Here is a 26,162-nt window from a genome sequence, read left to right on the forward strand (position 1 = left end):
TTAGTCGTTGCTGTCTTTGTTGTCGACGCGATAGCTGAAGCTCATGCCCACGCCCTGGAACAACACCACGTCCGCCAGTTGCCGGGCGAGTTCGCCGGCGCTGGCCAGTTTGGTCTTGGGCACGTACAGCATGTCGTCTGCTTGCAGGTAGGCGATCTGCGAGGCATCGCCGGACAAGGCTTTCTCCACGTCGTAACGATGCGCGACCACCTGGTTGCCGTTGCGCCGCATGATCATCACCGAGTCCAGGCGCGCCTTGACGTTGGAGCCGCGTGCCATGGTCAGGGCCTCAAGCACCGATACCGGGCGACGGATCGGGTAGGAGCCCGGCTGGCCGACTTCACCCAGCACAAAGATCTCGTTGCCGGCGGTGGACTTGAGCAGCACGTCCACGGTCATGCGGCCCGGCAAGGTGGCGTAGCGTTTATTGAGGTAGGCCTCCAGTTGGTTGACGGTCATGCCTTGCAGCGGCACGGCACCGATTTCCGGGAAACTGGCGTAGCCGTCGGTGCCCACGGTGATTTCCCGGCTCATGCCGGTGCCGGGGTGGTTGAGCACGGACTTGAGGTTCTGTTCATTGGTCAGCGGGCTCACCAGATTCACCGACAGCTGATTGCGGTTGGGCTGGAACAGCTGTTTGCGGTCGTAGGCGCGCTGAATCGCTTCGCGTGCCTGATCGCGGGTCAGCCCCTCGATTTTCACCGAGGTGTTGGCCCCTGGCAGTTCGATGGTGCCGTCGGGCAGCACCAACTGGTTGCCGTTGAGCTGGCTGGCGGCAGTGAAGTTCAGCGAGATCATGTCCCCGGACTGCACGCGATAGGCGTCGGAACCACTGGTGCTGATGTGGAAAATCACGTCCAGTACGTCTTGTGGCCGCAGGGTCTGCTCGACCTTGGGCACGTCGGTGGCCTGGGCGTTGGCCGGCGGGGCCGTGAGGATCTGCACCGGCATGCTTTGGGATTGGTCGGAGGAAGTGCTGGAGCAACCTGCAAGCGGCAGCAACAGCAGGACAAGCATCTTGGCGTTCATGGCGTCATCCTTTCTGGTGGCTCACAGGTTTTTGTACAGCCACTTGGGCATGTAGTACTTGCGTCGGTTGAACACGCTGCCGACCAGTTTCGCGCCGGCCTGGCTCAGGCGCTGTGCCGCGGCCTGGGCCACTTCCCAGCGGGTGTCTTCAGAGCGCACGACCATGACCACGCCGTCCGCCTGGGTGCTGATGGCCAGGGTGTCGGAATCCGAATACACGGCATCGCCATCGATCACCACGAAGCGGTACTGACTGCCGAGTTGATCGAGCAGCGGGCCCAGGCGTTCAGGTGTGAGGTGTTCGTTGCCCCGGGAGTGGCGGCCGAACGGCAGCAGGTGGAACGGCAGGCTGGACACGTCCACCACACAGTCCTGCAACAAGGGCGGGTTCTGGGTGTTGAACAGCAAGTCGTGAAACCCCCGTTCCCTGGTCAGTCCCAACTGTTGCGTGAGGTTGGTCGCCGACTGGCTGGCGTCCACCAGCAGCACCAGGCCGCTGCTCATCTGCGCCAGTTGGCTGGCCAGCGCCAGGGCGCTGGTGGTGGTGCCCGCGCCGGGGTTGGCGGCGGTCAGGAACAGGATCCGCAGCTCCTGGTCCAGCACGGTCGATGTCAGGTTGGACTCGCTCGGGCTGGCAATGCTGAGGCTTTTAGCAGTTGAACCGTCCATTTAACTCGCTCCGTGGCCGCTGAATACTTTGAAAGGGGTTTTCAACAGAATCTTCAAATCAAGCAGCAGGCTCTGTTGGGCGATGTAACGCAGATCCAGCTCAACGCGCTGGTCGAAGTCGATATTGCTGCGCCCGGAGATCTGCCACAGGCCGGTCATGCCGGGGTAGATACTCAGGCGAACGAGGTGACTGTCCTTGTAGCGGTAGGCGTTGAACGAAGTGGGCCTGGGGCCGACAAGGCGCATGTCGCCGCTCACGACGTTGAACAGGTTCGGCAGCTCGTCGAGACTGGTGCGCCGCAGAAAGCCGCCGATGCCGGTGATGCGCGGGTCCTTGTCGATCTTGAAATCGATGGCGTCGGCGCCGTGCTTGTTCAGGTGCCGCAGGGACTCCTTGAGTTCCTCGGCGTTGATGACCATGGTGCGGAACTTGTACATGCCGAACAGGCGGCCGCGGTAACCGGTGCGTTTCTGCACGAACATCACCGGCCCCGGACTGGTGCACTTGATGGCCAGCGCCAGGCCCAGCAGCACCGGCGCAATCAGCATCAGGATCAGCAGCGCACCGCAGCTGGCCAACACGCGGTTGGTGCGCGACAGGGTCCAGGGTCGGCCACCGTCGCGACCGGTAATCCAGCCACGTCCCTGCATGTGAATGGCGGCGTCCATGCGCATGCGGTGCTCGGGGTCCATGCGCTTGTCTCTGCGCATTGTGTCCAGGGGCACACTTTTCTCATGACCAGTCATAATTCCTCCGCAAAGTTCAGCCGCGTGCGGCGTGGGCGATAGGCAGTTAGTTAGTGTTAATCACTAATTAATTAGTTGATTGGTGCTAATTATTTAGTTACTTGGTTAGTGCTAATTATTTAACTACTCAGTTAGTACTAATTATTTAATTAGTTGGTTGGTAGTAAGCGCGGAACCAGGCAACGAATTGCCCAAGTCCCTCATCCAGCTCGATGCGCGGCTGGAAATCGGTCGCGTGTGCCAGGTCGCTGGCATCGGCGCAGGTGTTGAGGACATCGCCGGGCTGCAGCGGCAGCAGCTCGACCCGGGCGTTCTGACCCATGTGTTTTTCCAGCAGCGCCAGATAATCCTTGAGCGCTACCGGGTGCTGGCCACCGATGTTGAAAATCCGCCAGGGCGCCATGCTCGTAGCCGGGTCCGGGTGTTCGCGGTCCCATTGGTCATTGGCTTGCGGTGGGCACTCGATCAGGCGCGTGATGCTCTCGATGATGTCGTCGATGTAGGTGAAGTCGCGCTGGTGCTCGCCGTAGTTGAACAGCTTCAGTGGCTGCTCTTCGGCGATGGCCCGGGCGAACTGGATCGGCGACATGTCGGGCCGTCCCCAGGGACCGTATACCGTGAAGAAGCGCAGTCCGGTGCAGGGAATGCCGAACAGGTGACTGTAGCTGTGGGCCATCAATTCGTTGGACTTCTTGGTCGCGGCATACAGCGAGAGCGGATGATCGACACCATCGCGCACCGAGTAGGGTGTGTGCTGGTTGGCGCCATACACCGAGCTGGACGAGGCGTAGATCAAGTGTTTGACCGGGTGGTTGCGGCAGCTTTCGAGGATGTTCAGGAAACCGCTCAAGTTGCTGTCCAGATACGCCCGGGGATTCTCCAGGGAGTAGCGCACTCCGGCCTGGGCCGCGAGGTGGATCACCACCTCTGGTTTCTCCCTGGCAAACAGCGCCTCTATGGCCGGCGTATCGGCCAGGTCAACCGTTGCGAGCTGGAAAGGGCGTGCCTGCTCCTGCACCCAACGCACACGATCGTGCTTGAGTTGCGGGTCGTAGTAGCTGTTGAAATTGTCCAGGCCGAACACCTGGTGGCCGTCGCGCAGCAGTCGCAGCACGCAATGGGCACCAATGAAGCCGGCCGCTCCGGTGACGAGAATCTTCATGGACGTACGGCCTCGGGCACGATGTGGCGCAAGCCGATGCCGCTGTAGTGCAGGCCGGCAGCCGCCACCTGTTCCGGGTTGTAGAGGTTGCGCCCGTCGACGACCACCCGGCAACGCAGTTTGCTCGCCAGCAGGTCGAAGTCGACCACGCGGAAGTTCTTCCACTCGGTGCAGATCACCAGGGCATCGGCGTCTTCGAGAGTGTCATCGCGGGTGGCGCACAGATGCAGGTCGTCGCGGTAGCCGTAGAGGCGCCGGCATTCGGACATGGCTTCCGGGTCGTAGGCCTGCACGCTCGCGCCTTCGGCCCAGAGTGCCTCCATGAGATAACGGCTGGGGGCTTCGCGCATGTCATCGGTGTTGGGTTTGAACGCCAGGCCCCACACGGCGATGGATTTGCCGGTCAGCCCGCCGGGAAATTGCGCCTTGAGTTTGCTGAACAGGATATGGCGCTGGAGGTCGTTGACCTCGGTCACGCTGCGCAGCAGACGCAAGGGCATGCCGCAGTGCTCGGCGGTGTGCAGGAGGGCGCGCAGGTCCTTGGGAAAGCAGGAACCGCCGAAGCCGCAACCGGGGTAGATGAAGTGGTAACCGATGCGCGGGTCCGAACCGATGCCTTTGCGCACCGCTTCGATATCGGCGCCTAGCAACTCGGTGAGGTTGGCCAGTTCGTTCATGAAGCTGATGCGCGTGGCCAGCATCGCGTTCGCCGCGTACTTGGTCAGCTCGGCACTGCGATTGTCCATGAACATCAGTTTTTCGCGGTTGCGGCAGAACGGTGCGTAGAGGTCGCTCATCTGGCTGCGGGCTTCATCGTCGGCGGTACCGACAATGATCCGGTCCGGGCGCATGCAATCGGCCAGGGCACTGCCTTCCTTGAGAAACTCCGGATTGGACACCACCCGAACTTTCAACGAGCCTTTGCCGCGGCGCTGCAACTCTTCGACAGCGGTGGCACTGACCTGGTCCGCCGTGCCGACCGGCACCGTGGACTTGATGATCAGGGTGCGGTCGGCCTCCATGAAACTGGCAATCTGCCGGGCCACGTTCAGCACATGGCTGAGGTCGGCGGAACCGTCTTCGTCGGCGGGCGTACCGACGGCGATGAAGATCAGATCGGCATGCTCCACTGCATCGCTGGCCTGGGTAGTGAAGAGCAGGCGACCGGCCTTGATGTTTTCCTCAAGGGTGGCGGAAAGCCCTGGTTCACTGATCGGTGGCACGGCCTGTTGCAGTTGCCTGATCTTGTTCGGGTCGATGTCGACGCACAGGACACGATGCCCGACATCGGCCAGTGCCGCTGCTTGTATCAGGCCAACATAGCCCGTACCAAATACGCTCACGTCCATATTGGCGTGCCTCGTAAGACGGTGGAGAGTCGTGAAGTGAAAACTGTAAAAAGGGGTATAGACCAGCCTCGGAAAACCGCGTCAGCCATCCGGCATGTTAAAAGGGCAAGACACCCCCAAACTCGGGGGGCCAAATGCCATCAACCTCGCACCAGTGTTGGGTTTTCCCCCGATTTCGGGCTTTTGGCGAGAGTCCAAAGAAAGCGATAAACGGTCGTAAGCCGCGAAATACAAGGGCTGTAGCAGCTTGAGTGTGTCAGATTTGAGTCACCGGTTTATTGACGCTTTTGCCCAAGGTCAGACGGTTCTTACGCGTATGTGGCGATATGCCAGTGTCAAGAATCGACCGACAATCTATTGGCAAGTTGCCTTTCGGGTCATTGCAAAATTCAATGATCTGACAGGTCGACGGGGGGGCTGGCCATTGGCATTTTCATGAGTCGGGCGCACCTTCTGCCGGGCGCCCGTGAGCGGGGGAGGCGGTGTCAATTGACCACGCTGGCACCCAACCTTGCGTCGGCGGTTTGCGGTTTCGCCCTGGGGTCGTGCAGCAGGGAGAAGCCACGATCGAGCAAGGTGCGGCCGATAAACCGTGAGCCCACTTCGTTCAAGTGTGAGTCGTCCAGGTACAGCAACTGACCCTCGATGATCGGACTGCACACGCCAGCCGGGCATATCACCTGATTGGGGTCGATGAAGCGTATCTGCGGGAACCTGGCCCGCACGTCCGCCCAATAGGGCGCCAGTGCGCTCTGGGCGACCGAGCAGTTGCGCCCGGTGCCGAACATCAGCCGGCGAATCGGGCAACTCGCCGCCTTCTCGATGTGCTGGTTGCTCAGGATGACGATCACCTGGCCGCTGTTCTCCACCACCCGCCGCAGGCTCGCTTCGACCAGATCCCTGGCCCGGGCATCCTTGGGCCAGATCGCCGCCAGTACCACGTAGCGATACTTGTTCTGCTCGATCAGGCTGAACACCCGCTCATTGCGTTTCGCACAATGGGCCGCATACACCGGAGGCATTTCGGCGGTGTAGCCGAGGATCGGCGGGCAGGAGTCCATGGTGTAGTCCATAAGCATCATGTTGTCGGGCCTGGCCAGAATGTCGACCATGCCGGTGAAGTGATTGGCAAACGAGTCGCCGATCATGATGCCGTCCAGCGCCTCCTTGGTTGCGCCCAATCGGCAGTGCTGATTGGGTTCGGTCTGGTACAGCGCATTGGGCACATGGCAGCCGCGGCGGACCTCGGCAGGCTTGTTCAGGGTCATCGCTTCAAGCGCTGAAACGCCGGCGTTGAAGCGTTGTGGAAAACCGTTGAACTGCAGGCTCAGTCCTGCCAGCACGGCCAGCCCCAACGCCGGAAGGGCAAACCGGCGGGTGAACACCCGGGCAAAGTGCAGGCCTGCCCCGGTACGGCGAAACGGCACCTCGACGTACCGCCAGGACAGCCACGAAAGCAGGACAGAGGCGGCAATCAGCAGCGCGCCCACCGGCAGGTCGATGGGGATTTCCACGTAGTTCAGGAAGGCAATCAGCGGCCAGTGCCACAAATACAGCGAGTAGGAGATCAGGCCGATAAACACCATGGGCCGGCTGGTGAGCAAGCGTGAGTGGCGTTCACCGCTGCCGGCCAGGATCAGCAAGGCGGCGCCCAGGCAGGGGATCAAAGCGTTGATCCCGGGAAAAGTGGAGTTGGGGTTCAAGGCAAACAGCGAGAAACCGATCAGCAGGTAGCCCGCCAGCGCATAGCCATGGGCCGCCCGTTTGCCGATCACGCGCGGTGAATGGAGGTAGATCGCCAACAGCCCGCCCAGCATCAGTTCGAAAAAACGCGTGGGCAGCAGGTAGTAGGCCGCCGTGGCGAAGACCCCCGTCGCGTACTCGGAAACCCCCACCGCCAGCACCACGCCGATGGCCAGCACGGGCAACACGTAACGCGGCGCCAGGCGATACAGCAACACGATGAACAGCGGCCAGATGAGGTAGAACTGCTCTTCGATACCCAGCGACCAGGTGTGCAGCAAAGGCGCTTCGCTGGCATCGGCGGCGAAGTAGTTACCGTACTTGACCCAGATGTAGATGTTCGAGACGCCCAGCAGCGAGAGCAGGGCGCTGACGTTGAGCCGGATCAGGTCGACCGGAGACAGGATGAAGACCCCGGCGATCACGGTCGCCAGCAGCACCGTTGCCAGCGCCGGCACGATGCGGTTGATGCGCCGCTGATAAAAGCCCTTGAGCGAGAACGCATTGCGCTTGACCTCGGAAAACACCTGGGACGTGATCAGGAATCCCGAGATGACGAAGAAGATGTCGACGCCCACATAGCCGCCGGGCAACAGGCTGGCCTTGAGGTGATGCAGCAGCACTGCAATCACCGCGACAGCGCGCAGCCCATCAATGTCGGAGCGATACTTGCCTTGAGCCATGCGCCTGACCATCCCTAAAACCGTAGCCATCCCTCGTCGTCCGACCCGTGACAATCGCTGTCAGGATTCCGGACACTCAACCCACCCATCATTTGTAGCTGGAAACCGGGGGGACGCAAAAACCAATGACACCCGGTGGCGCACGAGCGTGGTTTTTGTGGGAGCGAGCCTGCTCGCGAAGACGGCGGTACATCCAGTATCGATGTGACTGACAAACCGCTTTCGCGAGCAGGCTCGCTCCCACAGGGTTCTGCGCTTTACCCGACGACCATCACCACTGCACGAGCCCGAGGTATCGCACTGTTTTTTGTGGCTTTCACCGCGTGGGCACGGTCCCGTGTAGGAGCTGGCCTGCCAGCGATGGTCGTTAACGATAACGCGTGTGATCTGGATCAACGCGGCGCACTGGAGTCCATCGCCAGCAGGCTGGCTCCTACAGTTTCCCGGGAATGAGCAAAGAACCTTTTTATTGTCCTTGCCGGGCTCGCCAGGCGCCCGGCGCGCACCCCAGCCACCGCAGGCATGCACGATTGAAGCTTTGTACATCGCTGTAGCCCAGGCGGTCGGAAATCTCCACCAGCTCCAGGTCTGTTCCCTGCAAAAAGTCTTCGGCCCGGTAGCGGCGGTACTCGTCGAGCAACTCGGAAAAACTCCAGCCCAACGCCTTCAAGCGTCGGGCTGCGGTGCGTTCGAGCAGATGCTGGGCGCTGCACCATTGCTGCCAGTTGGCTTGTGCGAGGTCGACGATCAAGTGGTCGCAGACTTGCTCCAGCAAGGTCGGTTCGCTGTTGCGCCGGGTCTGTTCCAGCAGTTCGACCAGTGTCTGCTCCAGTTCATGATTGCCCGGCGTCAACGGGATGACGAACAACTGGGGATCGAGGCGGATCGAATGTTGCGCCTGTTGCCACTGCACGGGGGCGCGGAAGGCTTGCTCGTGATCCTGCGGGTTGGCGGTGCAGGGCCCGGTCAGCCCGATGCCCAGCACCGGATCGCGCCCGAGGCCGCTGGCGAGGAACTTGCGCCGCAACATGCTGCACAGGCTGATGAGGATGTAATCGGCGGTGGCTGCGCTGGCTTTCACGCTGCCGCGATCGAGCAGGCGCAGTTCGACGGTGTCGCCCCCACGCATGATCTGCGCCTGGAAGTGCCCATTGAAAAACGGAAAGAAGCGCACGAAATACTGGCAGGCACTGTCCAGTGATTCGGCCACATCGAACAGGTACGTCAGGCCATTGGTGGCGGTGGAAACGAAGCGCCGACCGGCCGCCAGACCGATCAGCGGGTCGCCGGTCCGTTCCAGGGCAAACGCCCAGAAGCGCCGCGACATGAACAGCGGAACGCGCATGAAGGGTGTGCGCAACTCGAACAGGCTGCGACGAAACAGGCCTTCGATGTGTTCGCGGTCCACGCCACGGGCCAGCAGCTCTTCGATGGCCGGCAGCAGGGTCGGTGCGTAGAACGCATTGGGCAGGGCTTGATCGTGCAGTGGCTGATCGCTTTTTGTCATGTAGGGCTCACAGCTTGTTCCGGAACACTGGTTAGGCTGCCCGACGTTAAGCGATTTGCCGGAGCAAGACCATGCTTGATTTACGCCAGCTCGATTTGAACCTGTTGCTCGCCTTCGATGCGATTTACCAGCAGCGCAGCGTCACCCGTGCCGCCGAGGTGATGTGCCTGTCGCAACCGGCCATGAGCAATGCGTTGCGTCGCCTGCGCGAGTTGTGCGGCGATCCGCTGTTCATCAAAAGTCGCCTGGGCGTGACGCCGACACTGGTCGCCCATCGTCTGGCCGACTACGTGCGTGCGGCGCTCGAGTCATTGCGCGATGGCTTGCGCATGATCCCCGCCGCGCGGCAGAACAATCCGCTGCTGCGCATCAGTTGCCTGGATTGCCTGCAACCGGTGCTGCTCGATGCCTTGCTCGAATCGCCCCATGCCGATTGGCAGGTGCGCTATTTCCAGCCCCGGCGCCGTGACGCCTTGCAGGACCTGGCCAGCGGCAAGCTGGATATCCTGATCGACCTCGACCAGCCGCTGGCCGGGCTGGCCGGCCTGCACAAGCAGGCATTGCCCGCCGACCATTACGTGTTCGCCTATGGCACCGCGCTCAAGGCGCCGCCGCGCACCCTGCAGGAATACCTGGAGCAACCGCAGATTCAGGTGTCGAGCCGCCGCGACGGACTCAGCCCGGTGGACTTGCAGCTGGGCTTGAAAGGCCTGCGCCGCCATATCGCGATGAGCACCCAGAGCACCCTGGCCGCGAAGCTGATCGCCGACCGCCAACCGCTGGGCATCAGCCTGCCGAGCCGGGTCGCCAGTGTGCTGGGCCTGCAACACGTGCCGCTGCCCCTGGACGAGCCCGTGGAGTTGAAACTGGCGTTGTACATCGAGTCCCGCTATCGCTTCGAGCGCAGCCGCGAGGAGGCGATGCATTGCCTGCTGCGCGCCCTCGGTGAGCCCCGGGCATTGCAGGCGCTGGCGCGGCGGGCGTGACATCAAGGCAACGGCGAACCCTGTGGGAGCGAGCTTGCTCGCGATTGGGCCGTGTCAGCCGACATCATTGTTGAATGACACACCGCTATCGCGAGCAAGCTCGCTCCCACAAGGATTGCGGCGTTGCAGGCAAGCCTTAGTTCGACGCCAGCAAACGCCGGTCAACCGTCAGCACCGCCTCGACCATCGCCAGCGCCGCCGGTGTCAGGGAGTGCCCCGCGCGGCTGACGATGCCGTAGTGCAATTGCAGGCCGGGGTCGTCCTTGGGCACATCGGCAAACTCCAGCAGGCGGATCAGGCCCTGGTCGGCCAGTTCGGCCAGGGCCTCGATGGTCGCGATGCCCACCGCGTCGGAGCGCATCACCACGCGGCGGATGGCATCGAACTGCGCGCATTCCACGCTCGGGTTGAAGTCCGCCTCGCCCTGTGCGTCGGCGAGGATCTTGCGGATCATCGGCGGTATTCGCGTGCCGACCACCGCGTAGTCGAGCAGGGCGCGCAGGGACAGGTCCTGCTGGTGCGCCAGGGGATGACCGACACGGCAAAAGAACCGCCCGCGCCGGGGGCGCAACAGCTGCACCTGGTATTGCGGGTCGCCGGTGAAGTACCGCGCGTCGGCCACGAGGAATTCGATCTGCTGTTCACGAAGCCAGACCGCCAGTTGTTCCCAGTCGCCCTGGTGGAAACTGATGCGGATCGCCGGGTGCGCCTGGATGAATTCCGCCAGCGCCTCGGGCACCAGCAACTGTGCCGGATACGGACCACAGCCGAAGTGCAACTCGCCACCGGTCAAGCCGTTGTATTGCGTCAGTTCGTTGTGCAAGGCCTGGCTGCCGGCGAGTAGGCGCCGGGCATGTTGCAGCACCAGTTCACCCTGGCCCGTCAGGCGGAATTCGCGGCTGCTGCGCTCCACCAACGCGCAGTCGAGGTCGCGCTCCAGGGTCTGGATGCTACGGCTGAAGGCCGGTTGGCTGAGGTTGATCGCCTCGGCGGCACGCCCGAAATTGCGGTAATCGGCCAGGGCGACAAGGTGGCGGAGTTGTCGTAGATCCATCATGCGTCTCCTGCATTTGGCGGATACTTTTAATGCATTGGATCGATAGCATAGAGGCTGGCATAAGTACACGCCTGTCTTCTCGCCGTAACGTGCCATGACCAGCCAACCGTTCATTTCCAGCGCTTTCACCCGAACCATTCTCAGCCATGCCCGGCAGTCCGGCCTGTGCCAGGACCAACTGCTGCAACGGGCCGGCATCTGTCTTTCGTTACTCGAAGGGCAGGATCTGCAGGTGCCTGCGCACCTGGTCGAGCGCTTGTGGAACGAATGCGAACGTGCGGGCGCGGGGGTGTCGTTTGGCTGTGAGCTGGTCAATGGCATGGCGACCACCACGTTGCGGGGGTTGAACATCCTGCTGGACTCCGCCGCCACCTTGCGCGCGAGCCTGGCGTGCTTCACTGATTTCCTGCCACGGGTGACCAACTATGTGGTGGCGGAACTGGAGGAGGGTGACGGGCAGGCCCGCCTGCACCTGCGCAATGCTGGCCGACAGGCGCATTTTTTCGGCCTCGATGCGGCGACCCTGACGTTGGTGCGCAACATCGCCCGACGTTTGGGGCGGGCGCCGGCCGAGGTGTTTGTCAGCGTTCGCCTGACGCCGCAGCAGGCGGCCGGGCAGTGGTTGCGTAGCGTGGGTATCGAGGTGCTGGAGGGGGCACATCCGTGTTTGAGCCTGCCAGCGGTTAGCCTTGATGAGCCGTTGTTGGGGGCTAATGCGTTTTTGCATCAGAGCATGTTGCGGCATTGGCAGACTGCGGCGGCGCAACAGAGTCGCAGCGACAGTCTGGAGTTGGCGCGGCATTGGTTGACGGCGGGGGATCAGCCGATTGAGCGGATTGCCGAGCGGTTGGGGTATCGGCAGGCCAGTAATTTTATTCGGGCGTTTCGTAAGCGGTTTGGGGTTACGCCCAAGCAGTTTCGTCTGGGGGTGTAGTCTTTGTTGGGTACATATCCGTTTCTTCGGTAACGGCGGCTGACGGTTTCGCCCTTACGTACGGCCTCCCGCTCCGGTATTCATCCGGGGGCGGGTGGATCAAGATGCGGCAGGCGAGCTAACGCTCGGCCTGTAGGAGCTGCCGAAGGCTGCGATCTTTTGATCTTGATCTTGCGCCCTTTCGACATGGTCAAAAATCAAAATCAAAAGATCGCAGCCTTCGGCAGCTCCTACAGGGAAACACTCTCCCATCAGTACCAGGTCCTGTGGGAGCGGGCTTGCCCGCGAAGGCGGCCTTCCAGCCGACCATTTTCTAGGGCTGGTCCAACATCCTCACCCCCAAGCCAATCCCTCTACCCCGGCAATCTCAACTCCGCACACAACCCACCCCCTTCACGATTGCTCAAGGTCAACGACCCTCCAATGGCGATCGCCAGTTGCTGGGCAATCGCCAACCCCAACCCGGTGCCGCCGGTGCTGCGGTTGCGGGAGTTTTCCACGCGGTAGAAGGGTTCCATCACGTGCTTCAGTTCTTCCTCGGCGATCCCCGGACCACGGTCGAGGATCTTGATCGACAGCTTGCCGTCGGCCTGTTTTTCCACGCGCATCTCGGCAGCTCCGGCAAATTTCAATGCGTTGTCCGTCAGGTTGACCAGCACCCGGCGCAGGGCGTGGGGGCGGGTGTCGATGACGGTGGTGCTCTTGCCTGTGAGCTGAACGTCCTTGCCCATGTCTTGGTAGTCGAACACCAGGCTGTCGAGGAACGAGTCGAGGTCGGTGCGGCGGCTTTCTTCGGTGGCGCCGTGGATGCTGCGGGCGTAGGCGACGCCTTCGCGTACCAGGTGTTCCATCTCGCCCAGGTCGTTCCACAGTTTGTCTTTTTCGCTGGAGTCGTCCATGAACTCGGCGCGCAGTTTCATGCGCGTGATCGGGGTTTGCAGGTCGTGGGAGATCGCCGCGAGCAATTGCATGCGTTCCTTCAGGTACGCCGCGATGCGTGCCTGCATCGCGTTGAAGGCCTTGGCGGCGTGGGCGACTTCGGTCGGGCCTTTTTCGTCCAGGAGCACGGGGTGGGCGTTGGGGTCCAGGGTTTCGACGGCGTCGGCGAGGCGGGTGAGGGGGCGGATGGCGATTCTGACCGCCAGCCAGGAACAGGCGAGCATCAGCGCCAGTTGCCCGAGCAACACGATGGGCAGCCAGGGCGACAGCGGCACCATCGCCGGGCGGACGTCGATGGTCAACGGGCTGCCATCCGCCAGGTTCAGGTGCACTTGAAAGTGTTTTTTCGGCCCGGGGATGTCGATAAAGGTCATCGGGTAATCGTGGCCGATGGCGTCCTTGATCGAGGCGATGGCAATGGGCGCATCGGGCATGTCGGTGCGGATGGGCGTGCCCGGCGAACCCTCGTTGAGCAGGTAACTGTAATTGCGCCGCTCCAGTTGTTTGAGCCAGGCGGCTCGTTCATCGGCGGGCAAGCGGTCGAGGATGGCAATGGAGGTGGAAACATCGGTTTCCAGGTTGCCCAGCATGGTGTTTTTCGAGGATTCGTAGCGTTCGTAGTACTGCGCACCGAAGGACAATGCCTGGGCGAGGATCAGGCCGATCAGGAATATCAGCGACAGCCGCGAGGCCAGGGTCCGCGGCCAATGCAGCGCCCGCGTCATGATTGATCGCCCAGGATTTCCACCGGCAGGGAAAACACATAGCCTTCGCTGCGCACGGTCTTGATGTAGGCCGGTTCGCGGGCGTCGTCGAGCAGGCGCTGGCGCAGGCGACTGACCAGCAGGTCGATGGAACGGTCGAACAGGTCGGCGTCGCGGCCCTGGGTCAGGTTGAGCAATTGATCGCGGTTGAGCACCCGTTGCGGATGGTCGAGAAACACCCGCAGCAATCGATATTCGGCACCGCTCAGGGCCACCATGGTGCCGTCCTGATCGAGCAGGTGTCGGGCCGAGGTGTCCAGGCGCCAACGGCCGAAGGCCAGCAGACGGCTGGCTTCGGTCACCACCAGGTTCGGCGGCAGCATGCGGGTGCGTCGCAGCACCGCGTTGATCCGCGCCAGCAGTTCACGGGCAGCGAAGGGTTTGACCAGGTAGTCGTCGGCGCCCATTTCCAGGCCGAGGATGCGGTCGGTTTCATCGTTGCGCGCGGTGAGCATCAGCACCGGCGTGGTCTTGTGTTTGCCGGCGCGCAATTCGCGGCAGAGCAGCAGGCCATCGTCCCCCGGCATCATGATGTCCAGCACGATCAGGTCCACCGGGGTGGTTTCCAGAAACGCGCGCATCTGCCGCCCATCCGCCACGACGGTGGTGCGCAGGCCGTTCTTCTTCAGGTAGTTGCCTACCAGCTCGCGGATTTCGCGGTCATCGTCAACGATGAGGATGTGATCAACGTGATCCATTGGGCCAAACCTCTGATGAATGGGGATTGCCACACAGTCTATCGAGCCCGGGCGGGGTCGCCTGCCGCCCTTTGTATTGCAGTGTATCCGGCCTGCCTGCGGATACACACGAAGGCAAAAAAGCCGATTTTCAGGGGTTTTGTATTGCTTTGTATCTGCGCCCGGTTCTGATACGTACCGATTGATTCACGCCGATTCCCGACACAGACGAGATACCTCGCAGGCTTTTAATAGGTTCCATCGAGGCAAACCAGACCGCCTCGGCCCAACGAACCAACGACCTGTTGAAACCTTGAGGAACTCGCCATGAACACCAAAGCCGTCTACGCCGCTTGCCTGTTTGCCGCCCTGAACATCTGCACCCTGTCGGCCCGCGCCGAAGCCGATGTTGCGCCTAAAACCTACACCTACGGCACCCATCTTGACATCAGCAAAGTGGTTTCGCTGACCGAGGACGCTACGCCTTCCTGCGGCGTGGTCAATGCACGGCTGACGTACCTCGACTCCCAGTCGAAAACCCAGGTGCTGGATTACAGCAAATTCGCCGACCACTGCAACTCGGAAAACTGAGTGCCGCGATCAACGACCGCTTAATCCCATTGAATCAGGAAGGACATCATGAACAACGTATCCCGCTTTCTTACCGCCATCGCCTTTTCCGTCGCCGGTGCGGCGGCCCATGCCAACGCCTCTGTCGAGCAAAGCGCCTGCGGCAGCAACACCTGCTTCCAGCTGACACCCGTGGCAGAGAAGGGCACCCAGGGCTTCCTTGCGCAAGACGGTTCCAGCCGTACGCCGCAAGGGCAGATGCTCGCCGAGAACGGTGCCAGCCGCACGCCTCAGGGGCAGTTGCTGGATGAACAGACAGCTTGAAAACACCCCAATCCACTGTGGGAGTGAGCCTGCTCGCGAAAGCGATTGTCCGGTCAATGATGTGTCGCCTGACCGGACGCCATCGCGAGCAGGCTCGCTCCCACACTGGCCTTGTGTCGCCCTCTAACCTGCATCAGGTGATCCCATGTTACTCATCGCTTTCCTGGGCGGCATATTGACCGTCCTCAGCCCGTGCATCCTGCCGGTCGTGCCATTCCTGTTCGCCGGGGCCGACCGCACACGCGCCTCGATCCTGCTGACCCTCGGTGGCATGGTCCTGACCTTCGCCCTGGTCTCCAGCCTGGCCGTGGTCAGCACCGAGTGGGTGATACAGGCCAGCAACACCGGCCGCCATGTTGCCTTGTTCGTCATGGTGCTGTTCGCCCTGTCGCTGATTTCCGCCCGGGTCGGTGACTGGCTGGCGCGCCCCTTCGTGCTGCTGGGCAATCGCATCGACCCGGACTCGCGCAAGATGTCCGGGCCGCTGGCGTCGATCATGATCGGTGTCGCCACCGGGCTGCTCTGGGCACCCTGCGCCGGGCCGATCCTCGGGGTGATTCTCACCAGCGCCATGCTGCAGGGCGCGAACGCCGGTACCAGCCTGTTGTTGGTGGCCTATGGCGCGGGCAGTGCGCTGTCCCTGGGCGTCTTGATCTTTGCCGGCCGTGGCCTGGTCAATCGCTTGAAACCGTCGATTCCGGTCACTGGCTGGCTGCGCCGGGGCGCGGGGGTTGCGGTGTTGGCCGGTGCGGCAGTGATCGCAACGGGGGCCAATGACCTGTTGCTGGCCAACACCTCATCGCAAGGTGTCAGCCGTGTCGAGAAGAACGTGCTGGAGACCGTGCCGAAAGTCGTCGATTACCTGGTCAGCAAGGTCAAGGCCGACAGCACTATGGGCAACGCCCAGGGCGCGATGCCGTCGTTGTCCGGCGCGGTCGACTGGATCAACTCACCGGCGCTGACCAACGAAGCCCTGAAAGGCAAGGTGGTGCTGGTGGACTTCTGGACCTTCGACTGCATCAACTGCAAGCACACCCTGCCGTACGTGAAGGACTGGGCGAAGAAATATGAAAAGGACGGACTGGTGGTGATCGGTGTGCACACGCCTGAATACGGCTTTGAACGCATCATCGACAACGTCAGGGACAAGGTGAAGGAATACGGCATCACCTACCCGGTGGCGATCGACAACAACTACGCGATCTGGCGCAACTTCGACAACCAGTACTGGCCGGCGCACTACATCATCGATGCCAAGGGGCAGGTGCGTTACACCCACTTCGGTGAAGGCAGCTACGACACGCAGGAGAAAGTGATCCAGCAGTTGCTGGAGGAGGCCAAGGCCAGCGCGCCAGCGGCTTGAACCATTCGATCAATGGCTCACAGGTCTCGCGCCATGAGCCATTGATCTTTTTCCCATGCCTGAAAGCGCTCCTGCACAACCCAGCCACGCCTGGCGTAATAAGCGCTCTGGTCCTGGGTGTGCAGGTAGTTCCTCTTCTCGCCGTTGGCTTTGGCTTGCGCGCAAATCCCTTCGATCAAACGCTCCGCCAGGCCCTTGCCGCGTGCCTCGGGAGTGATGAACACACACGCGAGCCAGGGCCCCAGATCCGGGCGATGGGTCAGGTCAGCCCTGGCCAGTGCCGCACCGCCCAACAGGTCGTCGTGGTCGAGGGCGATCAGGCACTTCCAGTCGCCGTTGTCCTGGCCTTCGGCGAATTCCCGTTGCCAGTCGGGCAGGGGCTGTCCGGCGTATTCGTAGTGGAACTGCCGGTGGATCCACGAAGCGAATGTATTGCTGTGCTGCATATGTCGAGCAAGCCAGTCCAGGCGGGGTGTCATGTGATGAGTCCTTTCCGAATTCAGTCGCTGGGTAGCGAGAGTAGCGGGCCCGGGCGGTGCTGTCGCCCCTGCCGGTTCAGCGACCGCTCATGTGATTCGAGGCCGCCTGACCACGCCGCCACGCCGCCGGCGGTGCACCGAACTCGCGCCGAAAGGCGCGGCTGAAGGCGGTATCGGTCTGGTAACCCACTTCCTCGGCGATGCGCGTCAATGAGTTGTTGCTGCTGCGCAACAGGTTGGCGGCGAGCAACATCCGCCATTGCGTCAGGTACTGCATCGGCGACACCCCCACCAGTTGCTGGAAGCGCTCGGCCAACACCGATCTTGAAGTGCTGGCGGTGCGCGCCAGTTCGTCCAGCGTCCAGGCGTGGCAGGGCTTTTTGTGCAAGGCGTTGAGGGCGGCGCCGACGATGCGGTCGCGTACTCCGGCCAGCCAGCCGGTGCGACCTTCGCCCTGTTCGTTCATGTACAGGCGCAGCACTTCGATGAACAGCACTTCGGCGAGTTTGGCCAGGACCCCTTCGCCGCCGGGGCGGGGCGAGCGGGCTTCGGCGAGGGCGTAGCGCACGGAGGATTCCAGCCAGATACCGGCATCCGAACCGCGCACGTTGACCCGCACCACGGGCGGCAAACCCTTGAGCAACATGCCCGCCAGGCGCGTGTCACACGCCAGGTAGCCGCACACCAGGCGGGTGACCGCGCCACCACCGCCATAACTCAGCTGGCGGGGCCGGCGTGCCAGCACCGCATCCAGTCGTGCACCCGTGGCCGGGGGTAATCCGGGTCGGGAGCACATGCGATGGGCGTCGCCCTGAGGGAAGATCACCACGTCGCCGGCGCTCAGCAGCAGCGGCGGGTCATCGCCCAGCTCGACATAGCACTCGCCCTCGGTGATCAGGTGAAAGATCACCACCCGTTCCGCATCGGGCTCCAGGAACGGCGCGGCCGTGTCGGCGCTGGGCGACTGGTAGCACCAGGGCGCAGTGAACCGGGCGTTGATGAAGATCGCGCCGACCAGGTGCACCACCCGCAGGGTCTGTGACAGAGCGTCCATAGGGATTTCCCCGTGACAGGATTCCTGATTGTGAACGCGTCGGTGCGCCGTGTGGAATCTCCGGACGATCGGGCAGGCTTGGGCGACGATCGGGCAGGACGCCAGCGCCCGTCAGGACGATAGTTTGATCACAGGGTGAACGCGCCCTGCCATCCAGAACAATAAAGAGAGGTTGCCATGCCTAAGTTCGTCATTGAACGTGAGATCCAGGGCGCCGGAGCTCTGTCGGAAAGGGATTTGAAAGCCGCTTCGCTGAAGTCCTGCCAGGCTTTGCGTGAATTGCCGGAGGTGCAGTGGCTGCAGAGCTATGTCACCGGTGACAAGCTCTACTGCGTGTACATCTCGCCGAACGAGGCGCAGATCCAGGAGCACGCCAGGATCAGTGGTTTTCCCGCCAACCGCATTTCCCGGGTCATGAACATCATCGACCCGACGACAGCGGAGTAACCGCGATCAGGCCCGATTCGTGTTTCAACCCAGAGACTGCCTCCATGAGTACACCCATTGATCTGACTGCCTTGAAAAACCGTCAAATGGCCTCCTGGGCCAGCGGCGACTACGCCGTGATCGGCACCACCCTGCAAATCGTCGGCGAGCAACTGGCCGAAGCCTGCGACCTGTTGTGCGATGAACGCGTACTCGACGTCGCCGCCGGCAACGGCAATGCGACCCTCGCGGCTGCGCGCCGCGGCTGCCAGGTGACGTCCACCGACTATGTCGCCGCCTTGCTCGAACGCGGCGAAGAGCGGGCCCGGGCAGAACGCCTGAATGTCGCCTTCCAGGTCGCCGATGCCGAAGCCTTGCCCTTTGCCGACGGCAGCTTCGATGTCGTGCTTTCCACTTTCGGTGTGATGTTCACGCCGGACCAGTCCAAAGCCGCCGCGGAACTGGCGCGAGTCTGCCGCCCGGGCGGGCGGATCGGCCTGGCCAACTGGACGCCGGAAGGCTTCGTCGGCCAGATGTTCAAGACCCTGGGCCAGCACCTGCCGCCACCGCCGGGAGCGAATCCGCCCTCGCGCTGGGGCACCGAAGCCTGGCTGCACGAGCATTTCGACGAGCGGGAATTTCTGTTGCAGGTGACGCGTCGCACGTTCAATTTCCGCTATCGCTCGGCGGCGCACTTCATCGACACCTTCCGCCAGTGGTACGGACCGGTGCACAAAGCCTTCGCCGCGCTGCCCGCGGACGGCGCCAAGGCGCTGGAAGCGGACCTCACCGAGCTGATCAACCGGATGAACCGGGCGGGCGACAAGTCGCTGGTGGTGCCGAGTGAATACCTGGAGGTGGTGATCACGCGGCGGTGATCAAAAGATCGCAGCCTGCGGCAGCTCCTACATTGTGAATGCCGTCCCCCTGTAAGAGCTGCCGCAGGCTGCGATCTTTTGATGTCAAACCCAGACGCACAGAGGTGGAGCGGCCATGGCAACTAAATCACTACAGCCCCCCGCGCCTCCAGCAATTCGCGCAACACCGACCGATGACAATGCGCTTCATCCTCGCAATAGCACCCCACGGCCAGGGACGTCCGGTGGGACAGCGCGGCCAGCAGGTCCAGCATCTGACTGGCCGCGGGCTGGTTCATCTCGGCCTTGAACTTGCGCCGGAACACCTCCCAGGCCCTGGCATCCTGCGCAGACTTGGCCTCGGCCACCAGTTCCGCGCTGGGTGACAGCAAGGGCTGCCAGACATCATAAAAATCCCGGCTGGCGAATTCGGCTTTCGGTACGCCACGGGGAGGGCGGCGTACCGTGCCCAGGCGCAAGCCTTCGTCGGGGCGACGCGGCGAACCCAATTGAACGATATGGACCGCCATGGCTACTTGAGCCGCGATTCGTCGAACCACTCCAGCGCCGTGCGCCAGAAGCAGATACCGAGGAAATACGCCGACATCAGCAGCCACAGCCCCATCACCATCGGGTTGATCACCGGATGGTTGAGCACCAGCGACAAGCTGCACAGCAACCAGATGGCCGTCACCGCAATGTTGATCGGCATGAACCGGCGCACGCGGAACGGGTGCAGGAATTTCATCCGGGTCACGGTCAGCAGGGCCAGGCCAATGATGGTCATGAAGGTGATCCACGGCGACGGGGCAATGATGTACAGACACAGGGCAACCACGTTCCAGGCGGCGGGGAAGCCCTGGAAGTAGTTGTCCTTGCTCTTCATGTTGACGTTGCAGAAGCAGAACAGCGACGACACCAGAATCAACGACACGCTCAGCAGCAGGGTGTAGTCCGGCAACGGGATGTAGCGATAGATGAACAGCGCCGGGATAAACACATACGTCAGGTAGTCGATCACCAGGTCGAGGATCGAGCCATCGAAGCTCGGCAACACCGACTGCACATTGACCTTGCGCGCCAGTGCGCCGTCCAGTCCGTCGACGATCAGGGCGACACCCAGCCACAGCAGGCAATGGGTCGGCTGGTTATCCAGTAGGGACAGCGTGGCGAGGAAAGCGGTGACCACGCCGGTGGCCGTAAAACCATGGGCGCCCCATGCTTTGAGTCTGGCGATGTACAGGGTTGAAATCACAGGGGCGTTCTCCAGTGAATGAAGCAAGCCAGTTGACGCCCCGCGTGAGGGGGCGGTGGCAACCGGGTCGGGTTGCAGGTATCGACCGGGTTTCCGTGGATAAGGTTCACCACCTATGAATCTTAGCCGCGCTGAAAAAAAATACCCCGGACAATCCGCAGTGACGCGGGCGCGTCAGCCCAACGGCGCTGGCACATTCGTCTGCGAGGTCTATCGTTGCCTGACTGGATAGAACCCTTCCCAAGAGGACAAGCGTCATGAACACCAGCGATCTGCTCGAACAGTTATTGCGCGCCGGCCAGGGCTCGATGGCGCAACAAGGGGGCGGTGGCGCGTCGGCCCAGGGCGGGCTCGGCGACCTGGGCGGATTGCTCGGCGGGTTGTTGGGCGGTGGCGCCGGTGCGGGTGCGGGCGGCGGTGGCGCAGGGTTGGGCGGTTTGCTCGGTGGTTTGCTGGGCGGCGGTTCGCCGATGGGCGGCGCACCCCAAAGCCGCTCCGGTGGCGGCACCAATTATGCGGCGCTGGCGTCCCTCGGCATGATGGCGTTCCAGGCGTACCAGGCCTGGCAACGCAGCCAGGCGTCGGCACCGCAGGAAGCGCCACGCACCGTGGACTTGCTCGCCGGCCCGGAAGCCGAGGAACACAGCCATGCGATCCTGCGGGCATTGATTGCCGCGGCCAAGGCCGATGGCCGGATCGATGAATCCGAAAAGCAGATGATCAGCACTGAAATCGGCCGTCACACCGACGATCCGCAATTGCAGCAATGGCTGGACGATGAAGTCGCCAAGCCGCTGGACCCCAATGAAGTGGCGCAGTCGGCCACCGACCCCGGCATGGCCTCGGAGATGTACCTGGCCAGCGTGATGCTGGTGGACGACCAGCAGGACGCCGAGCGCAACTATCTGGATGAACTGGCCGCGGCATTGCAGATCGAGCCGGAGTTGCAATTGCGTCTGGAGCAGCAGGTCAAGGGTACTGCCTAAAGCTTCGCGAGCAGGCTCGCTCCCACAGGTTGATCCCCGCCGAACGCAGATTCTGCAAGCGCTGAAAATCCCTGTGGGAGCGAGCCTGCTCGCGAAGCGGTCGTCACAGTCAACATCCTTGGCGCCTGACCCACCGCCATCGCGAGCAAGCTCGCTCCCACAGGTTGATCCGCGCCGAGCGCAGATTCTGCAAGCGCTGAAAATCCCTGTGGGAGCGAGCCTGCTCGCGAAGAACGATAACGCGGTCAACCTGCTGAAACACCGGCCGCACCCCGCGCCACAAGCCCGTCCGTCCGGGCCTTTTCAACGCCGATTGAATTATTGCGCCGCTCGCCGGCTCTGCTTGGTTAAGAGACGTTTGCATCCGACGTCCTGGCGCGAAGCAGGTGAGCCATGCCCCGCAACCTCGATGACAGGCGCGATTTTTCGGCGACTGGCGAGCCAGCCGCCAAGCGCTCGAGCAAGGAAAAACCATCGCCACTGACCGGCGCCCGCAAAGCCAGGTTGCCGGACCTGCTCAAGCCGCAATTGGCGACGCTGGTGGACAGGGTCCCGGACGGCTCGTGGAGCTACGAAATCAAGTTCGACGGCTACCGGATCATGGCCCGCATCGACCACGGTGACGTCAGGCTGATCACCCGCAATGGCCACGACTGGACCCACAAACTGCCAGAACAAGCCCAGGCGCTGGTCGCGCTTGGCCTGGAATCGGCGTGGCTCGATGGCGAAATGGTGGTGGCCGACGACCAGGGTGTGCCGGACTTTCAGGCGCTGCAAAACGCCTTCGAGGCGCAGCGCAGCGACGGCATTCGCTACTACCTGTTCGACCTGCCGTACCTCAATGGCGTGGACTTGCGCGAAGTGCCGGTTGAAGAACGCCGGGCCGCGCTGGCGACTGTGCTCAAGGCCAATGACCAGCCGCTGCTGCGCTTCTCCGAGTCGTTTGGCGAGGAGCCGAATGCCTTGCTCGACAGCGCCTGCCGGATGCGCATGGAGGGCTTGATCGGCAAGCGTCTTGGGTCGCCCTATGTCTCCCGGCGCAGCAGCGACTGGATCAAGCTCAAATGCCAGCATCGGCAGGAGTTCGTCATCGTCGGATTCACCGAGCCGAAAGGCTCGCGCCATGCTTTCGGCGCGCTGCTGCTGGGGCTGCATGATCGCGACAGTGGCGAGTTGCGCTATGCCGGCAAAGTCGGCACCGGGTTCAACGAGGCGACGCTGCGCAGCCTCCATGAGCAGCTCAAGCCGTTGCAGGTGAAAAAACCGTCGGTGGTCAATCCACCCGGCGGTGCCGAGGCCAGGGATGTGCATTGGCTCAAACCCAGGCTGCTGGCGCAAGTGGCTTTCGCTGAAATGACCCGGGACGGCTCGGTGCGCCACGCCGTGTTCCAAGGCCTGCGCAATGACAAACCGGCACACGACATCACCGAGGAGCGCGCGAAAACCGTGAAAACCTCCACTGCGAAAAAAACCGCCACCGCAAAACCTGCTGCCAGGCAAAAGAAGCCCGACCCCGCACCCTCGCAAACCGGCCTGGAAGCGGGTCAGGTGCGCATCACTCACCCGGACCGGGTGATCGACCCCGGCAGTGGCACCACCAAGCTGCAATTGGCGCAGTACTACGCGAGTGTCGCCGAGTGGATCCTGCCCGAACTCAAGGATCGTCCGGTGGCGCTGGTGCGTGCACCGGATGGTATCGCCGGCGAGCTGTTTTTCCAGAAGAATGCCGAGCACCTGGCGATCCCCGGCATCGCCACGCTGGACAAGCAGCTCACGGGTCAGCCGATGATGCTCATCAACAATGCCGAGGCGCTGATTGGCTCGGTGCAGATGAGTACCGTGGAGTTGCATACCTGGAACGCCACGTCGGTCAACTTCGACAAGCCGGACCGTTTTGTCCTCGACCTTGACCCGGACCCGGCGCTGCCATGGAAACGCATGGTCGAGGCCACTGAGTTGACGCTGTCGGTGCTGGATGAGCTGGGGCTCAAGGCGTTTCTGAAAACCAGCGGCGGCAAGGGCATCCATGTGGTGGTACCGCTGACCCGCAAGCTCGGTTGGGATGAGGTCAAGGACTTCAGCCATGCCATTGTCAGCCACATGGCCAGGCTGTTGCCCGAGCGTTTTTCGGCGGTGTCGGGACCGAAGAACCGGGTCGGGCGGATCTTCATCGATTACCTGCGCAATGGCCTGGGCGCGACCACCATCTGTGCCTACGCCGTCCGTACCCGTGAGGGCCTGCCGGTGTCGATGCCGATCTTTCGCCAAGAGGTTGCCGAACTCAAGGGCGGCAATCAGTGGAACCTGCACAACGCGCTTGAACGACTGGCTGAAGTCGGCGATGAACCCTGGGCGGACATGCGCAAGACCCGGCAGGCGATCACTGCAGAAATGCGCCGGCGGGTGGGGATGAAGAAGTGACCGGAAGGATCAGGAAGGGACCTCATGTGGCGAGGGAGCTTGCTCCCGCTCGACTGCGCAGCAGTCGCACAACACGTCGTTGCCGACAGTCATGGGGCCGCTGCGCAGCCCGGCGCGAGCAAGCTCGCTCGCCACAAGGGTGGGGTGTTACTTGAGGAAGGCCTGGAAGTCGGTACCCAGTTTGTCGATCGCCGCCTTGAAGTCCTTGGCGGTAATCTTCTGGCTTTCATTTTCCAGGGTAGTGCCAAACACCTTGCGCACCACTTTGGCCACGGTCTGATTGCTCTTCGCGTCGATGAACTCGGCTTCGATGAACAAGGTGGTGTCCTGGTCACGGTGACCGGTGGCTGCCTGGGTGGCCCCGACGACGGCCGCGATGGGGACCACTTCATACCACTTCATGCCTTCGTTCTCGGCGTTCACCCCGGTAATCGCCGCGCGCATGATCAGGGGCCGGGAACCCGCCGGAGCCGCTGAGGAGTTCGACACTACACGGTACCGCTGACCCAGCGTGGCCTTGGCCTTGCTGGTCATGTAGTTCTGAATGTCGGTCAGCGTCTGCTGGTTGACCCGCTCATCGGGTTTGGGCACCGGATACAGCTCCAGCTTGTTGAACACCACGGTGTCATACGCGTTCGGGTTCCACGAAGGGCTGACCCAGCGCATCGCGGTGCCACCGCTCGGCGTTTCGACTTCCTGCAGGTTGTTGTAGTTGGACAGGAAGCCTGAGTACTGTTCCTTCTCAGTCACTTTCGAGGTGCAGCCGCCTAGCAACAGACTTGCCAGCGCAGCGCCGACCAGCAGTTTTCGGGACAGATTCATAGTGGTGTCTACTCCTTGGATAAAATCGTCGTTCTTTCGTTTACAAGACATCAAAATCGCCAGGTCATGTTCCCGCTCAGGGCTTGAATCCAGGCATTGTCGAACTCACCGGAAATTTGATTGCCGGATACGGACTTGGTCTGGTCAACCGGCATGTCGCCGAGCCAGACCATGGCCCAACTGACGTTGATATCGGTGTCCTTGTTCAGAGCATAGGTGGCTCCTGTCGCAATGCGCCAGGATTCGTTCATCGGCACGATCACGCTGCGGTTGCCGTCCGACACGGCACTGCTGTCGTACGCCACACCGACGTTCCACAGCCATTGCTCGGTGGCCTGGTATTGCGCCCCCAGGGACAGGTGCCAGGTGTCCTTGAAGCCGGCGTCGACCGTTGTCGATTGCGCACCGACCGCGGTGGTGTCGACCTGTACGCCGATGTCACCGAATTCCGACCAGTCCTGCCAGTTGACCGAGGCCAGCAAGGCCCATTGCCGGTCCAGTTGCTGGAACAGGCTCAGGGTGACGGTTTGCGGCACCTTCATGTCGAGTTCGGTCTTGGTGTTGTTGACGCGCTCGAGCAGTCGGCCATCGCCTTTCACGTCCAGGCGGTCCTCGAAGTCCAGGTCGACCTGGCTGGTGTAGGTCAGGCCAATCCGCGTGCCGGCTTGCGGGGCATAGATCACCCCAACGTTGGCGCCATAGCCCCAGGTGCCGTCCTTGTATTTGTACTGGCCGTCGGCGCGGTCGGTGAAACCGAAGGGGGAGCGGTCGATGGCGGTTTGCGCCTGCAACATGCCGTACATGGCCTTGACGCCGAGGCCGACCGACCACTGCTCGTTGAAGCGATAAGCCACGCTCGGTACCAGCGACAGGCCGAGCAGGCTGGAGTTCTGTGCGAAGTAACGACCGGACCAGTCGTTGTCGTAGTTGACCGCCAACCCGAAGTCGCCGTACTGGCCGAAACCGACGCTCCAGTGCTCGTCCAGTTCATGGCTGACGAAGAAGCTGCCGCCGGGAATGGGGTCGAGGGCGTTGCCACTGCCGCTGCCCGGGGTGTTGGTGCCGGCGTCGCGGTCGAAGCTCAAATCGCCGTACAGCACCTGCAAGCCGGCGGTGATTTGCGTACCTGGCAGGTAGCTCATGCCCGCCGGGTTGCTGGCGATGGTCGAGGGGCCTTGGGCGCGGGCAGCGGCACCGGCGTTGGCCAGGCCGGCGTTATCGGTGCCGATTTCGTAAAGCATGATGCCGCCGGCCCAGGCTGGCTGGCAGCACAGGGCGAGTAGCGTACAGGCGGGTAGGGCCAGTGTGCTTGTGCGCATGTAACTACCTCATCAAAAGTCCATTTCGAACGTGGGTGGC

At 62.4% G+C, this 26,162-nt stretch carries 25 protein-coding genes; 9 read left to right on the top strand and 16 right to left on the bottom strand.

Going from position 1 to position 26,162, the window contains the following annotated elements:
• From AC3WJW_RS21270 to AC3WJW_RS21300, 7 genes are all read right to left on the bottom strand, one after another.
• Window positions 1–1,029 (bottom strand): polysaccharide biosynthesis/export family protein, encoded by a 1,029-nt coding sequence (locus AC3WJW_RS21270; protein WP_493727264.1) that lies wholly within the window; start codon window positions 1,027–1,029, stop codon window positions 1–3.
• Window positions 1,030–1,050: 21 nt separating this feature from the next.
• A complete protein-coding gene (locus tag AC3WJW_RS21275) occupies window positions 1,051–1,698 on the bottom strand; it encodes a CpsD/CapB family tyrosine-protein kinase (protein ID WP_493727265.1) in 648 nt (215 codons plus the stop codon).
• A complete protein-coding gene (locus AC3WJW_RS21280) occupies window positions 1,699–2,445 on the bottom strand; it encodes a sugar transferase (protein WP_493727266.1) in 747 nt (248 codons plus the stop codon).
• 145 nt (window positions 2,446–2,590) lie between these two features.
• A complete protein-coding gene (locus tag AC3WJW_RS21285) occupies window positions 2,591–3,607 on the bottom strand; it encodes an NAD-dependent epimerase (protein WP_493727267.1) in 1,017 nt (338 codons plus the stop codon).
• Window positions 3,604–4,956, bottom strand: a complete 1,353-nt coding sequence (locus AC3WJW_RS21290; RefSeq protein ID WP_493727268.1) for a UDP-glucose dehydrogenase family protein — start codon at window positions 4,954–4,956, stop codon at window positions 3,604–3,606. The genes AC3WJW_RS21285 and AC3WJW_RS21290 overlap by 4 nt, the downstream gene beginning before the upstream one ends.
• A 485-nt stretch (window positions 4,957–5,441) precedes the next feature.
• Window positions 5,442–7,382, bottom strand: a complete 1,941-nt coding sequence (locus AC3WJW_RS21295) for an acyltransferase family protein (RefSeq protein ID WP_493727269.1) — start codon at window positions 7,380–7,382, stop codon at window positions 5,442–5,444.
• A gap of 466 nt (window positions 7,383–7,848) precedes the next feature.
• On the bottom strand, window positions 7,849–8,889 hold the full coding sequence (locus tag AC3WJW_RS21300) for an AraC family transcriptional regulator (RefSeq protein ID WP_493727270.1): 1,041 nt from the start codon (window positions 8,887–8,889) through the stop codon (window positions 7,849–7,851).
• Between the two features lie 71 nt (window positions 8,890–8,960).
• On the opposite strand from AC3WJW_RS21300, the gene AC3WJW_RS21305 reads away from it, so the two are divergent.
• Window positions 8,961–9,875, top strand: a complete 915-nt coding sequence (locus AC3WJW_RS21305) for a LysR family transcriptional regulator (RefSeq protein WP_454237830.1) — start codon at window positions 8,961–8,963, stop codon at window positions 9,873–9,875.
• A gap of 136 nt (window positions 9,876–10,011) precedes the next feature.
• Here the strand turns inward: AC3WJW_RS21305 and AC3WJW_RS21310 are convergent, their stop codons facing one another.
• The gene (locus AC3WJW_RS21310) at window positions 10,012–10,932 is read right to left on the bottom strand and encodes a LysR family transcriptional regulator (RefSeq protein ID WP_256357968.1); all 921 of its coding nucleotides are present in this window, start codon (window positions 10,930–10,932) and stop codon (window positions 10,012–10,014) included.
• Between the two features lie 94 nt (window positions 10,933–11,026).
• Between AC3WJW_RS21310 and AC3WJW_RS21315 the strand changes: the two genes are divergently transcribed.
• The gene (locus AC3WJW_RS21315) at window positions 11,027–11,866 is read left to right on the top strand and encodes a helix-turn-helix domain-containing protein (RefSeq protein ID WP_493727271.1); all 840 of its coding nucleotides are present in this window, start codon (window positions 11,027–11,029) and stop codon (window positions 11,864–11,866) included.
• Window positions 11,867–12,219: 353 nt separating this feature from the next.
• On the opposite strand, the gene AC3WJW_RS21320 is transcribed toward AC3WJW_RS21315, so the two are convergent.
• Together AC3WJW_RS21320 and AC3WJW_RS21325 are read right to left on the bottom strand one after the other, a co-directional pair.
• A complete protein-coding gene (locus tag AC3WJW_RS21320) occupies window positions 12,220–13,530 on the bottom strand; it encodes an ATP-binding protein (RefSeq protein ID WP_493727272.1) in 1,311 nt (436 codons plus the stop codon).
• Window positions 13,527–14,267: a response regulator gene (locus tag AC3WJW_RS21325; protein ID WP_102701714.1), complete on the bottom strand. Its 741-nt coding sequence runs from the start codon at window positions 14,265–14,267 to the stop codon at window positions 13,527–13,529. The genes AC3WJW_RS21320 and AC3WJW_RS21325 overlap by 4 nt, the downstream gene beginning before the upstream one ends.
• A gap of 306 nt (window positions 14,268–14,573) precedes the next feature.
• On the opposite strand from AC3WJW_RS21325, the gene AC3WJW_RS21330 reads away from it, so the two are divergent.
• The 3 genes from AC3WJW_RS21330 (at window position 14,574) to AC3WJW_RS21340 (ending at window position 16,503) form a co-directional block, all read left to right on the top strand.
• Window positions 14,574–14,837, top strand: coding sequence for a DUF2790 domain-containing protein (locus tag AC3WJW_RS21330; RefSeq protein ID WP_102701713.1), 264 nt, complete (start codon window positions 14,574–14,576; stop codon window positions 14,835–14,837).
• A gap of 48 nt (window positions 14,838–14,885) precedes the next feature.
• Complete coding sequence (locus AC3WJW_RS21335) at window positions 14,886–15,140, top strand: hypothetical protein (RefSeq protein ID WP_095968207.1); 255 nt, start codon at window positions 14,886–14,888, stop codon at window positions 15,138–15,140.
• A gap of 145 nt (window positions 15,141–15,285) precedes the next feature.
• Entirely contained in the window at window positions 15,286–16,503 is a 1,218-nt protein-coding gene (locus AC3WJW_RS21340; RefSeq protein WP_493727273.1) for a cytochrome c biogenesis protein DipZ, read from the top strand.
• A 17-nt stretch (window positions 16,504–16,520) separates the two neighbouring features.
• On the opposite strand, the gene AC3WJW_RS21345 is transcribed toward AC3WJW_RS21340, so the two are convergent.
• Both AC3WJW_RS21345 and AC3WJW_RS21350 read right to left on the bottom strand, forming a co-directional pair.
• On the bottom strand, window positions 16,521–16,982 hold the full coding sequence (locus AC3WJW_RS21345; RefSeq protein WP_493727274.1) for a GNAT family N-acetyltransferase: 462 nt from the start codon (window positions 16,980–16,982) through the stop codon (window positions 16,521–16,523).
• 76 nt (window positions 16,983–17,058) lie between these two features.
• On the bottom strand, window positions 17,059–18,036 hold the full coding sequence (locus AC3WJW_RS21350) for an AraC family transcriptional regulator (protein WP_493727275.1): 978 nt from the start codon (window positions 18,034–18,036) through the stop codon (window positions 17,059–17,061).
• Window positions 18,037–18,213: 177 nt separating this feature from the next.
• Here AC3WJW_RS21350 and AC3WJW_RS21355 point away from each other — a divergent pair, with 177 nt between their 5' ends.
• Window positions 18,214–18,483, top strand: a complete 270-nt coding sequence (locus AC3WJW_RS21355; RefSeq protein WP_429397753.1) for a DUF4242 domain-containing protein — start codon at window positions 18,214–18,216, stop codon at window positions 18,481–18,483.
• A 44-nt stretch (window positions 18,484–18,527) separates the two neighbouring features.
• On the top strand, window positions 18,528–19,340 hold the full coding sequence (locus AC3WJW_RS21360) for a class I SAM-dependent methyltransferase (RefSeq protein ID WP_493727276.1): 813 nt from the start codon (window positions 18,528–18,530) through the stop codon (window positions 19,338–19,340).
• A 122-nt stretch (window positions 19,341–19,462) separates the two neighbouring features.
• On the opposite strand, the gene AC3WJW_RS21365 is transcribed toward AC3WJW_RS21360, so the two are convergent.
• Together AC3WJW_RS21365 and pcsA are read right to left on the bottom strand one after the other, a co-directional pair.
• Window positions 19,463–19,849 (bottom strand): DUF488 domain-containing protein, encoded by a 387-nt coding sequence (locus tag AC3WJW_RS21365; protein WP_493727277.1) that lies wholly within the window; start codon window positions 19,847–19,849, stop codon window positions 19,463–19,465.
• 2 nt (window positions 19,850–19,851) lie between these two features.
• Window positions 19,852–20,574 carry a phosphatidylcholine synthase gene (gene pcsA, locus AC3WJW_RS21370; protein WP_007978340.1) on the bottom strand — a complete coding sequence of 241 codons (723 nt, stop codon included), beginning with the start codon at window positions 20,572–20,574 and terminating at the stop codon, window positions 19,852–19,854.
• Between the two features lie 257 nt (window positions 20,575–20,831).
• On the opposite strand from pcsA, the gene AC3WJW_RS21375 reads away from it, so the two are divergent.
• Complete coding sequence (locus tag AC3WJW_RS21375; RefSeq protein ID WP_493727278.1) at window positions 20,832–21,560, top strand: tellurite resistance TerB family protein; 729 nt, start codon at window positions 20,832–20,834, stop codon at window positions 21,558–21,560.
• A gap of 393 nt (window positions 21,561–21,953) precedes the next feature.
• Window positions 21,954–23,981, top strand: a complete 2,028-nt coding sequence (ligD, locus tag AC3WJW_RS21380; RefSeq protein ID WP_493727279.1) for a DNA ligase D — start codon at window positions 21,954–21,956, stop codon at window positions 23,979–23,981.
• A gap of 147 nt (window positions 23,982–24,128) precedes the next feature.
• On the opposite strand, the gene AC3WJW_RS21385 is transcribed toward ligD, so the two are convergent.
• Window positions 24,129–24,803, bottom strand: coding sequence for a DUF3313 domain-containing protein (locus tag AC3WJW_RS21385; RefSeq protein ID WP_493727280.1), 675 nt, complete (start codon window positions 24,801–24,803; stop codon window positions 24,129–24,131).
• A gap of 50 nt (window positions 24,804–24,853) precedes the next feature.
• On the bottom strand, window positions 24,854–26,122 hold the full coding sequence (locus AC3WJW_RS21390) for an OmpP1/FadL family transporter (protein WP_493727281.1): 1,269 nt from the start codon (window positions 26,120–26,122) through the stop codon (window positions 24,854–24,856).
• Between the last annotated feature and the right edge of the window lie 40 nt (window positions 26,123–26,162).

The sequence above is a fragment of the Pseudomonas sp. GW821-FHT07G06 genome (genome assembly GCF_058986625.1).

Excerpts from the sequence above, each read along its gene's own strand:
- AC3WJW_RS21270 (WP_493727264.1), bottom strand. The coding sequence starts at position 1,029 with ATGAACGCCAAGATGCTTGTCCTGCTGTTGCTGCCGCTTGCAGGTTGC.
- AC3WJW_RS21275 (WP_493727265.1), bottom strand. The coding sequence starts at position 1,698 with ATGGACGGTTCAACTGCTAAAAGCCTCAGCATTGCCAGCCCGAGCGAG.
- AC3WJW_RS21280 (WP_493727266.1), bottom strand. The coding sequence starts at position 2,445 with ATGACTGGTCATGAGAAAAGTGTGCCCCTGGACACAATGCGCAGAGAC.
- AC3WJW_RS21285 (WP_493727267.1), bottom strand. The coding sequence starts at position 3,607 with ATGAAGATTCTCGTCACCGGAGCGGCCGGCTTCATTGGTGCCCATTGC.
- AC3WJW_RS21290 (WP_493727268.1), bottom strand. The coding sequence starts at position 4,956 with ATGGACGTGAGCGTATTTGGTACGGGCTATGTTGGCCTGATACAAGCA.
- AC3WJW_RS21295 (WP_493727269.1), bottom strand. The coding sequence starts at position 7,382 with ATGGCTCAAGGCAAGTATCGCTCCGACATTGATGGGCTGCGCGCTGTC.
- AC3WJW_RS21300 (WP_493727270.1), bottom strand. The coding sequence starts at position 8,889 with ATGACAAAAAGCGATCAGCCACTGCACGATCAAGCCCTGCCCAATGCG.
- AC3WJW_RS21305 (WP_454237830.1), top strand. The coding sequence starts at position 8,961 with ATGCTTGATTTACGCCAGCTCGATTTGAACCTGTTGCTCGCCTTCGAT.
- AC3WJW_RS21310 (WP_256357968.1), bottom strand. The coding sequence starts at position 10,932 with ATGATGGATCTACGACAACTCCGCCACCTTGTCGCCCTGGCCGATTAC.
- AC3WJW_RS21315 (WP_493727271.1), top strand. The coding sequence starts at position 11,027 with ATGACCAGCCAACCGTTCATTTCCAGCGCTTTCACCCGAACCATTCTC.
- AC3WJW_RS21320 (WP_493727272.1), bottom strand. The coding sequence starts at position 13,530 with ATGACGCGGGCGCTGCATTGGCCGCGGACCCTGGCCTCGCGGCTGTCG.
- AC3WJW_RS21325 (WP_102701714.1), bottom strand. The coding sequence starts at position 14,267 with ATGGATCACGTTGATCACATCCTCATCGTTGACGATGACCGCGAAATC.
- AC3WJW_RS21330 (WP_102701713.1), top strand. The coding sequence starts at position 14,574 with ATGAACACCAAAGCCGTCTACGCCGCTTGCCTGTTTGCCGCCCTGAAC.
- AC3WJW_RS21335 (WP_095968207.1), top strand. The coding sequence starts at position 14,886 with ATGAACAACGTATCCCGCTTTCTTACCGCCATCGCCTTTTCCGTCGCC.
- AC3WJW_RS21340 (WP_493727273.1), top strand. The coding sequence starts at position 15,286 with ATGTTACTCATCGCTTTCCTGGGCGGCATATTGACCGTCCTCAGCCCG.
- AC3WJW_RS21345 (WP_493727274.1), bottom strand. The coding sequence starts at position 16,982 with ATGACACCCCGCCTGGACTGGCTTGCTCGACATATGCAGCACAGCAAT.
- AC3WJW_RS21350 (WP_493727275.1), bottom strand. The coding sequence starts at position 18,036 with ATGGACGCTCTGTCACAGACCCTGCGGGTGGTGCACCTGGTCGGCGCG.
- AC3WJW_RS21355 (WP_429397753.1), top strand. The coding sequence starts at position 18,214 with ATGCCTAAGTTCGTCATTGAACGTGAGATCCAGGGCGCCGGAGCTCTG.
- AC3WJW_RS21360 (WP_493727276.1), top strand. The coding sequence starts at position 18,528 with ATGAGTACACCCATTGATCTGACTGCCTTGAAAAACCGTCAAATGGCC.
- AC3WJW_RS21365 (WP_493727277.1), bottom strand. The coding sequence starts at position 19,849 with ATGGCGGTCCATATCGTTCAATTGGGTTCGCCGCGTCGCCCCGACGAA.
- AC3WJW_RS21375 (WP_493727278.1), top strand. The coding sequence starts at position 20,832 with ATGAACACCAGCGATCTGCTCGAACAGTTATTGCGCGCCGGCCAGGGC.
- ligD (WP_493727279.1), top strand. The coding sequence starts at position 21,954 with ATGCCCCGCAACCTCGATGACAGGCGCGATTTTTCGGCGACTGGCGAG.
- AC3WJW_RS21385 (WP_493727280.1), bottom strand. The coding sequence starts at position 24,803 with ATGAATCTGTCCCGAAAACTGCTGGTCGGCGCTGCGCTGGCAAGTCTG.
- AC3WJW_RS21390 (WP_493727281.1), bottom strand. The coding sequence starts at position 26,122 with ATGCGCACAAGCACACTGGCCCTACCCGCCTGTACGCTACTCGCCCTG.